The organism is Trichloromonas sp., from assembly GCF_034006665.1.
Classification (GTDB): Bacteria; Desulfobacterota; Desulfuromonadia; order Desulfuromonadales; family Trichloromonadaceae; genus Trichloromonas.
Genome location: NZ_JAVESI010000003.1, coordinates 81,219 through 94,785, shown reverse-complemented (window position 1 = coordinate 94,785; position 13,567 = coordinate 81,219). Strand labels below are relative to the sequence as shown.

The 13,567-nt window shown below is 63.3% G+C and carries 7 protein-coding genes; 6 read left to right on the top strand and 1 reads right to left on the bottom strand.

Annotated elements, in window-relative coordinates; all coding sequences use genetic code 11:
- The first annotated feature begins 11 nt into the window (after positions 1 to 11).
- From RBR25_RS02460 to RBR25_RS02440, 5 genes are all read left to right on the top strand, one after another.
- Positions 12 to 2,531: a sugar phosphate nucleotidyltransferase gene (locus tag RBR25_RS02460; RefSeq protein WP_432817937.1), complete on the top strand. Its 2,520-nt coding sequence runs from the start codon at positions 12 to 14 to the stop codon at positions 2,529 to 2,531.
- 64 nt (positions 2,532 to 2,595) lie between these two features.
- Positions 2,596 to 4,716: a glycoside hydrolase gene (locus tag RBR25_RS02455; RefSeq protein ID WP_432817936.1), complete on the top strand. Its 2,121-nt coding sequence runs from the start codon at positions 2,596 to 2,598 to the stop codon at positions 4,714 to 4,716.
- 74 nt (positions 4,717 to 4,790) lie between these two features.
- The gene (locus tag RBR25_RS02450; protein ID WP_432817935.1) at positions 4,791 to 5,831 is read left to right on the top strand and encodes a galactose-1-phosphate uridylyltransferase; all 1,041 of its coding nucleotides are present in this window, start codon (positions 4,791 to 4,793) and stop codon (positions 5,829 to 5,831) included.
- A 118-nt stretch (positions 5,832 to 5,949) separates the two neighbouring features.
- Positions 5,950 to 10,872: a glycogen synthase GlgA gene (gene glgA, locus RBR25_RS02445; RefSeq protein ID WP_432817934.1), complete on the top strand. Its 4,923-nt coding sequence runs from the start codon at positions 5,950 to 5,952 to the stop codon at positions 10,870 to 10,872.
- Positions 10,873 to 10,922: 50 nt separating this feature from the next.
- A complete protein-coding gene (locus tag RBR25_RS02440; RefSeq protein ID WP_432817933.1) occupies positions 10,923 to 11,153 on the top strand; it encodes a hypothetical protein in 231 nt (76 codons plus the stop codon).
- A gap of 163 nt (positions 11,154 to 11,316) precedes the next feature.
- On the opposite strand, the gene RBR25_RS02435 is transcribed toward RBR25_RS02440, so the two are convergent.
- Positions 11,317 to 12,249, bottom strand: a complete 933-nt coding sequence (locus RBR25_RS02435) for a multiheme cytochrome-associated LysR family transcriptional regulator (protein WP_432817932.1) — start codon at positions 12,247 to 12,249, stop codon at positions 11,317 to 11,319.
- Positions 12,250 to 12,548: 299 nt separating this feature from the next.
- Here RBR25_RS02435 and RBR25_RS02430 point away from each other — a divergent pair, with 299 nt between their 5' ends.
- Positions 12,549 to 13,559 (top strand): GSU2203 family decaheme c-type cytochrome, encoded by a 1,011-nt coding sequence (locus RBR25_RS02430; protein WP_432817931.1) that lies wholly within the window; start codon positions 12,549 to 12,551, stop codon positions 13,557 to 13,559.
- Positions 13,560 to 13,567 lie beyond the last annotated feature (8 nt).

Below are 13,567 nucleotides of genomic sequence, written 5' to 3'. Positions count from 1 at the left end.
GGCCAATCATCATGAAAGCTGTCATCATGGCGGGAGGCTTCGGCACCCGCATCCACCCCCTGACCATCGACCTGCCCAAGCCGATGATCCCCCTCTACAACCGGCCGATCATGCTGCACATCATCGAGTTGCTGAAGAAGCACGGTATCAATGAACTGATCCTGCTTCTCTACCACCAGCCGATGATCATCAAAAACTTCTTCGGCGACGGCAGCGAATTCGGCGTGCGCATCACCTATGTGACCCCCCTGGAAGACTTCGGCACCGCCGGCGCGGTAAAGATGGCGGCGAAACATCTGGACAAACGTTTCATGATCATCAGCGGCGACCTGCTCACCGACTTCGACCTGTCGCAGGCCATCGCCTTCCATGAAGAACGCCAGGCCAAGGCGACTCTGACCCTGACCTCGGTGAAAGATCCTCTGCAGTTCGGGGTGGTTATCACCAACAAGGAAGGCAAAATCACCAAATTCCTGGAGAAACCGGGCTGGGGTGAGGTCTTCTCCGACACCATCAACACCGGCATCTATGTGCTGGAGCCGGAAGTGCTGGACATGATTCCCGAAGGGGAGAACCGCGACTGGTCCAAGGATATCTTTCCGCAGATGCTCGCCAACGACGACGCCCTCTACGGCTGCCGCCTCGACGGCTACTGGGCCGACATCGGCAACACCGATTCCTACCTGGAATCCTGCCAGGACATCGCCGAAGGACGGGTCGCCGTCAATCTCATGGAAAAACCCGTGGCCCAGGCGCGGGAGGGGGTCCGGCTGTACCTCGGCGACGAGGCGAGCTACGTCGACGACGAGAACACCTCCTTCAAGGGGATGGTCGTCCTTGGCGCCAATACCCAAGTGGTGGGCAAGGCACGCCTGAGCGACTGCGTGGTCGGTCGCAACTGCATCATCGAGGACGGTGTCGAACTGAAGAACGCCATCCTTTGGGACAACGTCTATGTGAAGAAGAACAGCACCATCCACGGCGCCGTGCTCTGCGACAATGTGCGCGTCGGCCAGAAGGTGGTGGTTGAGGAGGGCGCGGTGGTCGCCGAGGAGACGACCATCGGCGACGAGGCCCTGATCAAAAAGGATGTGAAGATTTGGCCGCGCAAGGTCATCGAAGGGGGAGCGACGGTCACCACCAACCTGATCTGGGGCGAAAAGTGGCGCAAGAGCATCTTCGAGGGGGCCATTGTTCGCGGCCTGACCAACGTTGAGCTCACTCCGGAATTCGCCGCCAAGCTTGGCGCCGCCTACGGCTCGATCCTGCCCAAGGATTCCTTCGTCCTCTCCGGCCGCGACGCGATCCGCTCGTCGCGCATGCTCAAGCGCTCCTTCGCCGGCGGCCTGCTTTCGGCCGGGATCAACGTCCGCGACACCAAAATGATTTCCCTGCCGGTGCTGCGCTACAAGCTCACCACCTTCGGCGAATCGGGGGGCATCCACTTCCGCCAGTCGCCGGAAGACCCCATGGCCACCGATATCCTCTTCTTCGACGCCGAGGGGATCGAAATCTCCTCGGCCACGGCCAAAAATATCGAGCGGATCTTCTTCAAGGAGAACTTCCGCCGCGTGCACTACACCGATCCCGGCGGCATCTCGGAGATCCCCCGCATTTACGACTACTACCACGAGGGCTTCCTCCATACCCTCGACCGCAAGGCCATCGCCCAGGCAGCCCCTAAAGTTGTGGTCGACCTCAACCATTCCTCGGCCGGCGAGGTGCTGCCGGCGCTCCTCAACGAACTGGGCTGCGAGGTCATCGAGCTCAACTCCCAGGTCACGGAAAACTTTGTCGGCAAGGGTCCCGAACAGGATGCCAAGGCCATGGATCAGCTGTCGCGCATCGTTGTCACCCTCGGCGCCAAGGCCGGTTTCTGGATGGGCTCATCCGGTGAGCGGCTGGTGCTGGTCGATGAGTGTGGCCAGGCCCTCTCCAACACCGAAGCGGTGACCACCCTGGCGGCACTGGTCTGCAAGGCCGAACGGGAGGGAAGTCTGGTGGTGCCGATCTCGGCCCCCTCGGCCATCGAGCAGTTGGCGGCGGAAGCCGGTTTGCAGGTCAAGCGCACCAAGACCGATCCCCGCTCCATCGTCGAATCGGCCAAGGAACGCCAAGTGCGTTTCGCCGCCTCAATGGACGGGCGCTTCGCCTTTCCCTCGTTCCAGTACAACTTCGACGCTCTTTACGCCGTCGTCAAGATCCTGGAACTTCTGGTGCGTACCGGCCAGACCCTGGGGCAGGCCCGGCAGATGCTGCCGCGCCGTTTCTACGAGCACCTGGAAGTCTCCTGCTCCCAGGAGCTCAAGGGGGGCATCATGCGCAAGATGAGCGAGGATTCCGTCGACCTCGAAGCCTCCTTCATCGATGGCGTGCGCATTCAGCTCAACCAAGACTGGGCACTGGTCCTCCCCGACCAGTACCGACCGGTCACCCACATCATCGCCGAGTCGGCCGAACTGTCCAGCGCCCGCCGACTGGTGGAGAGCTACCGGCTCAAGGTCGAAAAATGGAAACAAGAACTCCAGTAGGGATGCCCACAGGTAAACGGGCCGGGATAAAGTCCGGCCCGTTTACCGGATTGGAACGCCGCTCATGAAACCCTTACGCGTCGCCATCCTCTGGCACATGCACCAACCGGACTACCGGGATCCGGTTTCGGGCCTGACCCTCCTCCCCTGGACCTATCTCCACGCGGTAAAGGATTACGGCGAGATGCTCAAGACCGCCGCCGAGGTACCGGGTGCGCGCATGACCTTCAACCTGGTGCCGACCATGCTCGAACAGCTGGCGCGCTACACTGACGGCAGCGCCCGGGATCTGTGGATCGAGGCGGCCGCCAAGCCCGCCGGTCAGTTGAACGACGAGGAGCGCGCCCTGATTCTGCGGCAGTTCTTCTCGGTGCATGGCGACCGCCACATCCAGCCCTTCCGCCGCTACCGGGAGCTGGCCCGGCGCCGGGGGACCAGCCCCGAGCCCGATCTCCACGCCTTCTCGGAGCAGGATCTGCGCGATCTCCAGGTCTGGTTCCTGCTTTCCTGGTCGGGGCATCACCTGCGCCGGGAATCCGCCTTGCTCAAGTACCTGCTGGTCAAAGGGGAAAACTTCACCGAGGAGGAAAAAACCCAGCTGCTGGCTCTCTACGCCCGCCAGGTGGAGGAGGTTGTCGAGCTCTACCGAAACGCGGAGGGAAAGGGCGACATCGAGGTCTCTGTCACCCCTTACGCCCACCCGATCCTCCCCCTGCTCTGCGGCACCGCCGTCGCCCGCGAGGCGACCCCCGGCATCCAGCTGCCGACGGCGGCCTTCAAGCACCCCGAGGACGCCCGTCTGCACGTCCGCCTCGGCCTCGATTTCATCAGCGAAAAACTGGGCGCGAAAAAACGCGGCATGTGGCCTTCGGAAGGCTCGGTGAGCGAGGAGGTCATCCGCATCCTCGCCGAGGAAGGGGCGGCCTGGGCCGCCTCCGACGAAGGCATCCTGGCGCGCAGCCTTCCCGGCGGCCTCGCCGACCGGCGCCGTCTCTACCGACCCTATTCCTACGCCGGGCTGCCGTTGCTCTTCCGTGACCGCAATCTCTCCGATCGCATCGGCTTCATTTATGCCCACTGGAGCCCGGAGCGGGCCGCCGCCGATCTCATCGAACAGCTCAAGCGGGTCGCCACCCTTGCCCCGGACGGATTGATCCCCCTCATTCTCGACGGAGAAAACTGCTGGGAGCGCTACCAAGACAACGGCCATCCTTTCCTCATCGCCCTCTACCAGGGGCTGCTGGCGGAGCCCTCGCTGCGCATGGTCACTGTCGGCGAGGCGCTGGCGGAAATGAAACCGGAGCCCCTGCCGAAGCTGGCGGCGGGATCGTGGATCAATTCGAACTTCTGCATCTGGATCGGCCATCCCGAAGAGAACACCGCCTGGGACCAACTGGAGCAGGCACGCCGCGAGGTTCTCGAAGCAACCGGCCTGACGGTCCCCGACGGCCGTGGCGGCAGCCCCCTGCCGGAGACGCTTATGCACCTGCTGCGCGCCGAGGGGAGCGACTGGTTCTGGTGGTACGGCGACGACCACTCCACCGATCAGGCGGACATCTTCGATCTCCTCTTCCGCCGCCATCTCGAAGCCCTCTACCGGAAAGCGGGACTCCCCGTTCCCGCCCATCTCTTTCAACCGATCAAGCCGGGGCGAACGACTAAGACGGTCACGGAACCGACCGCCCTCTTTACCCCGCTCATCGACGGCCGCGTCAGCGACTACTTCGAATGGCTGGCCGCAGGCAGCGCCGACCTGGGGACGACGGGCGCCATGCACACCGCCCACCACCGGGAATTTTCCGTGCTGCATTACGGCTACGACCGGGAACGCCTTTATCTGCGTCTCGATCCGGAAGAGGATCTCCGTGCCCTGCTCGGTTCCGACGGACACCTGGAGATCCGTTTCGGCGAAGAGGCCGAGGGCATCGCCCGACTCGTTCCCGGCGGGAGCCTGCGCCTGAGCAACGGGGAAGGCGCCCACCTCGCCGACGGGGCCGCCGTCTGCGCCCGCATCGTCGAACTGGCTATCCCCCTGAAACCCCTGGCATTGGTACCAAATGCTCCACTGATTCTCTCCCTCCACCTCTTCAAGGGGGGGGAAGAGACCGCCCGCTGGCCCGCCGAGGGGCCGTTGCGCCTCCCCTACCGGGGGGAGAGCCTGGAGCTGGACGACTGGTTGATTTGACGCTCACCCCGCCCGTTCCTCGGGCACCCTCCCCCGCTGGGCGAGGGAGAACATAGTTTTGAAAGGATCAGCTCTTGTCGGAATTACGCTGGGATCCCCTGAAAATGAGCTGGGTCGTTATCGCCAACGAACGGGGCCGCCGGCCCCGGGATTTCATCCTTGAGCGGGAGACCGTACATCTGGCCGCCTGCCCCTTCTGTAGCGGCAACGAAGCCAAAACCCCCGGCGAGCTCTTCGCCGTGCGTCCCGGCGGCGGACCAGCGAACGGCCCGGGCTGGAAGGTGCGGGTTATCCCCAACAAGTACCCGATTCTGCGCATCGAGGGACAGCTCGAGAAGAGAGGGGTGGGCCATTACGACACCATCAACGGCATCGGCGCCCATGAGGTGATTATCGAAACTCCCGATCACGACCGTCATCTCGCCGACCTGTCGGTGGCGGAGATCACCGACGTGCTGCGCGCCTACCGCGCCCGAATGCTTGACCTGCGCAAGGACGGCCGTTTCCGCTACCTGCTGATCTTCAAGAATCACGGCCTCGAAGCGGGAGCCAACATCCCCCACTCCCATTCCCAGCTCATCGCCGTGCCGGTGACGCCGACGGTGGTCGCCACCAAGCTCGCCGTCTGCCGGGAATATTACGAACGCAAGGAACGCTGCCTGATCTGCGACCTGACCGCCCAGGAACTGGCGGACGGCCGGGGGGTGGTGCGCGATGACGGGGATTTCGTCGTCTTCGCCCCCTTCGCCTCCTGCCACCCCTTCGAGCTGCGCATCGTCCCGCGCCGCCACGGTCACGACTTCGGCCTGCTCGACGACGGCACCCTGGCCCTGCTGGCGGAAACCCTGAAAGACACCCTGCTGCGGCTGCGGGCGGTGCTGCGCGATCCCGCCTACAACTTTGTGCTGCACAACGCGCCCCCCATGCACCCGCGCCTGGGCAAGCCCGACTACTGGAGCTCGCTTCCCTACGACTATCACTGGCACATCGAACTGGTACCGCGCCTGATGCGCCCCGCGGGCTTCGAGCAGGGAACGGGCTTCTACATGAACCCGGCACCGCCGGAAGCCGCTGCCCGCTTCCTGCGTGAAGCCGACTTGACCGTATCCCTCTAGGTTCGCCCACGGCGGTCGGCAGGCGTCCACAGCCTCTTGTTCGTTATTCCGTTCAGAACGCCTTCATCACCCCGCCGCATACCGAAGACCGCTTCGCGCCGGGGATTAAGGATCGACCATGACCCCAGGCCAGCCCCTCCCCTATTTTCCCCTCTCCCTGCAAGTCGCCGCCGAAGCCTGGCAGCGCCTGGAGCTGAATCCGAAAAGCGTCCTCACGGCCTCCGAGCGCCGGCTTTTCGAGATCCGCCGCATCGCCGAGTCCCTCCGTCGCCACGCGCCACCGGAGCACCCGCCCCGGGCCGGGGAACTCAACCTGCTGGCGCTGCTCAACCGCGCCCTGCGCCATGTCGCCGGTCGCTATCTGAAACAGCGCAGCTGCCGGGTGACGGGCAGCGCCGTCGAACTGGGCGGCGTCGCCAAGCCGATACCGGAGCTTCCGGCGACTCTCAAGCATCTGGTAGAACTCTTTCCGCCGGCGGCGGTCTGGCTCGGCGCCGACCCGAAACGCTATCTGAGCGGTCCCCAGGGCGAAGGGCGACGCCGCGAGAGCCTGATCGAACTCTTCATCCTGGCGGTGCAGAACGGCAACCCTGCAGCCCGTATCTACCGCCCCCTCTTCGCCGACGATGAACTGGCGCGGCGAACCGCCTATCGGCAGGTTCTCTCCGGACTCGACAAGGAACTGGGAAAAATCGCCGTCCCGGGGCTTTTCGGCGGCACCCTGCTCGATCTGCTCCTCGCCCCCGTAAAGGCCGCGCCCCATTCCCTGACCGGACAGCTCGGTTTCATCCAGCAGCAGTGGGCGGGCATCATTCCCGAGGATCTGCTGCACGAGTTGGAAGTGGCCTTCGCCATCCTCCACGAAGAAGAGCTGCAACGGGGCTTCGGCACGGGCGGCCCGCTGCCGGTGCCGACGTTCGGAGGAACAGCGGAGCATGAAGTCGAGGCCTTCTCCCCCGACACCGACTGGATGCCCAAGGTGGTGCTTATCGCCAAAACCATCTACGTCTGGCTCGACCAGCTTGGCAAACGCTACCAGCGGCCGATTCACCGTCTTGACGACATCCCCGAGGAAGAACTCGACCGCCTCGCTCGCTGGGGTTTCAACGCCCTCTGGCTGATCGGCCTCTGGCAGCGCTCCCCCGCCTCGCGGAAGATCAAGCGCATCTGCGGCAATCCCGAGGCCGAAGCCTCGGCCTATTCTCTCTTCGATTACGCCATCGCCGACGATCTGGGCGGCGACGAGGCCCTCGCCCGTCTGGAGGAACGCTGCCTGCGCCGGGGCATCCGCCTCGCCAGCGACATCGTCCCCAACCATACCGGGCTCGATTCCAAGTGGATGCGGGAACATCCCGACTGGTTCATCCAGCTCGATCATCCCCCCTACCCGGCCTACCAGTACCACGGCCCCGATCTTTACGACGATCCCGACGTCACCGTGCAGATTGAAGACGGCTATTACGATCACAGCGACGCAGCGGTCGTCTTCCGCCATCAGGATCACCGCACGGGCCGGGTGCGCTACATCTACCACGGCAACGACGGCACCCACATGCCCTGGAACGACACCGCCCAGCTCAACTACCTGCTCCCCGAAGTGCGCGAAGCGATGATCCGCACCATCATCGGCATCGCCCGCCGCTTCCGGGTGATCCGCTTCGACGCCGCTATGACCTTGGCCAAGAAGCACTTCCAGCGCCTCTGGTTTCCGCTCCCCGGCGGCGGCCAGGGGGTACCGTCGCGGGCCGAGCACTGGCTGGCCAAGGAGGCCTTCGACGCCGTCTTCCCGGTGGAGTTCTGGCGCGAAGTGGTCGATCGGGTCGCCGCCGAGGTGCCCGATACCCTGCTCATCGCCGAGGCCTTCTGGCTGATGGAGGGCTACTTCGTCCGCACCCTGGGGATGCATCGGGTCTACAACAGCGCTTTCATGAACATGCTCAAGCGCGAGGATAACGGCAAGTACCGTCAGGTGCTGGGCAACATCCTCGAATTCGAGCCGGGCATTCTCCAGCGCTTCGTCAACTTCATGAACAACCCGGACGAAGATACCGCCGTCGCCCAGTTCGGCAAAGCGGACAAATATTTCGGCGTGGCGGTGATGCTCGCCACCCTGCCGGGGCTGCCCATGTTCGGCCACGGCCAGATCGAGGGGTTCGAAGAGAAATACGGCATGGAATACCGTCGCGCCTACTACGACGAGGTGGTGGACGAGGCCTTCGTGCGCCATCACGAGGCACAGATCTTCCCTCTGCTGCGCCGCCGTCATCTCTTCAGCGGCGCCGAAAACTTCGAACTCTTCGACTTTTTCCATGACGGCCGGGTCAACGACAACGTCTTCGCCTACAGCAACGGCGTCGGCAACGAGCGGGCGCTGGTGATCTATCACAACCATTACGGCGACTGCGAGGGCTGGCTGCGCAACAGCCTTCCCCGTCAACGGCCGGAGAGTGAAACGCCGCGCTCGGCGAATCTGGCCGCCGCCCTCGGCATCCACACGGGGGCACGCTGGTACTGCCGCTTCCGCGAGCATCGCAGCGGCCTTGAGTATCTGCGTTCGGGGGATGAGCTGGCGGCGAACGGCCTCTTCTTCAGCCTCGGCCCCTACCAGTACCGGGTCTGCCTCGACATCACCGCCATCTACGACGAAGACGGCGCCTGGGGGGAACTCTACCGGCGCATCGGTCACACCCCGGTCGCCGATCTCGACCGGGAACTGCGCAAGATCCGCTTCCGCCCCGTCGGCGACGCCTTCCGCGCCCTGCTCGAAAGTGCCCTGCGCCAGCCCTTGGCGGTAACCCTTACCCGGGAAGCGGCGGAACTGGAGGAACATCCCGACTACCGGGAATTTCTGGCGCGCATGACCCGTTTCGTCGAGACCCTGGCCCACTTCGCCCAGCCCCTCCCCCCCGCCGAGGCGGTACTTGCAGCCATTCGTCGCCAACTCGACGACCTGCGCCTGCTGACCCGCCTGAGCGGCAAGCGGCCGGAGGAGAATCTTGCCCTGGCCGGCCTGCGCCGGATTCTCACGGAAGAGTTGCCGACCCGTGTCCTTCTTCCCTTTCTGCTGCTGCGCCAGCTCGGCGGGCTGTATCCCGGCAACGAGGCAAGCCGCCGGGGCGCCGCCTGGATCGAGGAATATCTCCTCGGCGACGCCCTGCAGGAGACCCTGGCCGACGCCGAGGCTCCCGCCATCCGGCAACTGGTGACCCTGCTCGTGCGCTATCAGGGCTTCTGGCTCCCGGGACGACGCCGCCGGCCTTTCGGCGAACTGCTCGGCGAGGGGACGGTACGGAATTATCTTCTCGTCCATTGGCACGAGGGCGTAGAGTGGTTCAACCAGGAGCGTTGGGACAGCCTCCTCGACGGCCTGCTCGTCGCCGCCGCCTGCAGCGCCGTCCAGACCCTGAAAGAGGACCGGCCCGAGCTGCTGCACTGGCTGACCCGGCGCGTTGAAGAGCGTACCGCCGCCCGCCAGTGGGCGCGGGAGGCGGGCTTCCAGTTGGCCGAGCTGTTACGCCTCTGCGCCCCCCAGGCGGCCCCCGTCCCGACGCGCAAACCGGGTAAAAAACTAAAAATTCTGATGATCGCATCGGAGGTCACGCCCTTTGCCAAAAGCGGCGGGCTAGCCGACGTCGCCGGCTCTCTCCCCCGGGCGTTGCACGCCCTCGGCCACGACGTGCGCATCATCATGCCCTATTACCGCGCCATCGCCCGCCGCGGCGATGCGAGGCGCATGAACCTGACGAGCGCCGTCATCCCCCTCGACGGCACCCCGCTTCAGGCCGCGCTTCATCAGGGAGAGCTCGACGGGGTGCCGGTCTACTTCGTCGAGCAGGCCGACCTCTTCGACCGCGACGGGCTCTACGGCGGCGCCGAAGGGGACTTCTGGGATAATGCCCAGCGTTTCGGCTTTTTCGACCGGGCGGTGCTGGAACTGCTGCCGCGCCTCGGTTTTAAGCCCGACATCCTTCATCTCAACGACTGGCAGACCGGCCTGATCCCGGCGCTGCTGCGCACCGAGTACCACAATGATCCCTTCTACGCCGGGGCCGCCACGCTTCTGACCATCCACAACCTCGGCTATCAGGGGCTCTTCGGCGGTCAACACCTGGAAACCCTCGACCTCGATCCCCGCCTCTTCGGGATCGACGGCCTCGAATATCACGGCATGCTCTCCTTCCTCAAGGCCGGCCTGACCCAGAGCGACCTTCTGACCACCGTCTCGGAAACCTATTGCCGGGAGATCCAGACCCCCGAGATGGGGATCGGCTTCGACGGCATCCTCCGGGCGCGCAAGGACGACCTTTTCGGCATCGTCAACGGCCTTGATCCCGGGCAGTGGAATCCGGCCGTCGATGCGGTCCTGCCCCAGCCCTATGACGCCGACCGCCTCGCCGGCAAGGCCCACTGCAAGAAAGCCCTGCAGGAGGAACTCGGTCTCGCGCCGGAGCCGCATACGCCGATCATCGCCATGATCACCCGCCTGGCGACACAAAAAGGGCTGGATATCGTCGAGGCCGCCTGGAACGGGATGCTGCGCCGCCCGGTGCAGTTCGTCCTGCTCGGCACCGGCGAGAAGGAGCACATGGAGCGCTTCGAGCGCCTGCGTCACCAATATCCGGGGCGGGTTTCCATCAACCTCTCCTTCGACGATGACCTGTCGCGGCGCATCTACGCCGGGAGTGACCTCTTTTTGATGCCGAGCCGCTACGAGCCCTGCGGCCTCGGCCAGCTTATCGCCCTACGCTACGGAGTGATCCCCATCGCCCGCCGCACCGGCGGGCTGGCCGACACCATCATCGATCCGGAACAGGACTGGACCCGGGCCAACGGCTATCTCTTCGACGCGCCCACGGCCGCGGCCCTGCTCCACACCCTCGACCGCGCCCTGGGCCTCTACAAGCGCCCCGAGGACTGGAACAACATGGTCCGCGCCGGCATGCGTCAGGATTTTTCCTGGGAGCGCTCCGCCGAACGCTATCTCGACCTCTACCGGCGGGCGCTGGCGAAGCGGCGGGAGAAACATCAAGGCAACCCCTGAAGTCCCTGCGGGAGTGATTTTCATCCTTCGGCAAAGCTGGCATTCTATCCATGAAAAAAGAACAAGCACCGGAAACCGATAACCGTCTGTCGGGCCCCGCCCACGAAACGACGGAAACGGCCCCATGGGCCGGCCGCTTCCCCGAACTGGCGGAAATCGAACGGGAGGTGGCGACGCGCATCAGGGACAATCAGCGTTTTCTCGATCGTTTCATGGATGAGGACTTCACCGAAGACGAAGAAGATCAGGCAGAGGAGGACGGCGATTTCGAAGAGATCTAATTTCCGCCGCCGCTGTCGGGTTCTCCTCGCAGCTCTCCCCGGCCTTGCCTGATTACAATTCGCTCGGCAACGGCTCCTGCATATCGCCGCTCAATACCCAACGAACGACGCCGCGCCCGGTTCTCCGGTGCGCGGCGTCGTTCGTTGGGTATTGAAACCAGGGTCAGGGTAGCGCCAGTACGTCCGTATGCCGACACCCACAATCACTGAAGAGAGTCTGCAAACTACCGATGAAGTTGTCGATGAGGGTATTTTCGCTCCGCTTAGTAAGATGGAACGCGGCGCGGGAACGAATATGACTGAAGCCTTGGACATAATGGGCGCGCAGCCGACCATCGAGGAGGTAGCTCCGCACGAGACTACGCGAGACGAAGGCGACTCCGCAGCCGTCAAGAACCGAGTCGATGCACAGGTGCAGATCGTCGGAAATCACGACCCGCTTGAAATCAGTTATGTCATGTCCGAGTCTGGCGAGATTCTGTCGCAGCAGGTTGCGCGAGCTGCAGCCGTCCCGACGGGCATAGATGGGATAGTCGAGGAGCGCGCCGATCTCCAAGGGAGTCTCCGGAAGCTTTAGGGACAGGGCACTGATGAAAACCAGCTCGTCGTCGGGAAGGGGATAAATGACGAAGGGTTCCTGGGGAAAGTCCTCGCAATACTCGATCACCGCCAGATCGTATTCCTTGTCTTGAACGCCGCGGATGGCCTCAGCCGGCTGCTTGAAGATGAATTTGAGATCATGGACATCAGCATTATGCAACACGAAATTGCTGAGAATACGCGGCAGATAGGCCATGCCGAAGGTCGGCGTACAGCAGATCGAAAGCCGTTTTTCTCCTTTGAAAGAACGCAAACGATCCTCCAACTCGCGCTCTTTGGCAAGAATCTCCCGGGACTTCTCCAGCACCAAAAGCCCCGCCCCGGTCGGTTCCAACTGCACCCCGCTCCGGTCAAAGAGCTGGTGGCCGTAGTGTTCTTCCAGAAATTTGATGCGCTGAGACACCGCCGACTGGGTAATATGCAACGATTCCGCGGCTTTGGAGAAACTTCCCGTTTCACAGACCATGACTAGAGTCTGATAGTACCGTGTTTCCATGCCTCTTCTCCCCGTGCGTCGTTCAGTACGCTCCCGAACGGCGAATTATAAGACAAAAGACATGCCCAATCCACAACAAAACGAGAATATATGAATACATTGTAGAATTTCTGCTAATAGGGAGCATAAGAAACATTCGCTTTACCGGAAATACCTCGCTGAGTATGGTGCTTTTGTTAAAAATTGCGTAATGAATACCGGAAAGGAGGCTGTAAATACCCGCAAGAGAACCGCATAAGAGAGAGGAAAAACAAGTCCAAGACAAACCCAAGTCAAGGAGAGGAGTGAAAGGAGAGATCATGCCAAAGACGTCGCGACACCATGCCCGATGGCTGGTGCGGCTGCTTCCCGTGTTGCTGCTGCTGGGGGCCTGTGCCACCGGTGCCATCCGCGAGAAGTTGTTGACCCTGCCGACCATCGAGGGCGCCACCTACGTCGGGGAAGAAACCTGCGTCGAGTGTCATGAGGACAAAGGTGCCTCCATGGCCCACAACATTCACGGACGGCTGGCCGATTTCGAGTACATGGGCGGGCAAAAAGGATGCGAATCCTGCCACGGCCCCGGCAGCCTGCACGTCGACGGGGAAGGGGACACGGAGAAGATCCTCAACCCGGCGACCCTCACCGCCGATGAATCGGCGGCGATCTGCGCCCTGTGCCACACCAGCGGCAAGCTCATGGACTGGACCCACGGCGAACATGCCCTGGCCGACCTGAGCTGTAGCGATTGCCACACCATGCACGGCCATGAAAAACCGCTCAAGGCCAACCTGAAACAGGAAGACCCCGCCCTTTGCTACGGCTGCCACCAGGAGCAGATGGCCCAGAGCAACTTCCCCTCGCACCATCCGGTGAAGGAAGGAAAGATGAACTGCTCCAGCTGTCACAACGCTCACGGCGAACTGCTCACCGACGAGCGCAAAAACGACCTCTGCCTCAACTGCCACAGCCGTTACCAGGGGCCCTTCGTCTTCGGACACGCTCCGGTCGAGGATGACTGCACCATCTGTCACGATCCCCACGGCTCGGTCGCCAACAATCTGCTGGTGCAGAACGAGCCCTTCCTCTGCTTGCAGTGCCATGAAGGTCACTTCCACGTCCTGCGGCAGTCCAACTACACGGTTCCCGTGCCCGCCGCCGGACAGACGGCAACCACCCCCGCCCAACAAGCGACTGCCGATATCGTCAACGTCCATGGGCAGGAAGGTTTCCAGACATCCTTCGGCACCAAATGCACCACCTGCCACAAAGTGGTGCATGGCAGCGATTATCCGTCCCAGCCGCTCAGCGGCCACGGCCTGACCCGTTAACTCAAGGA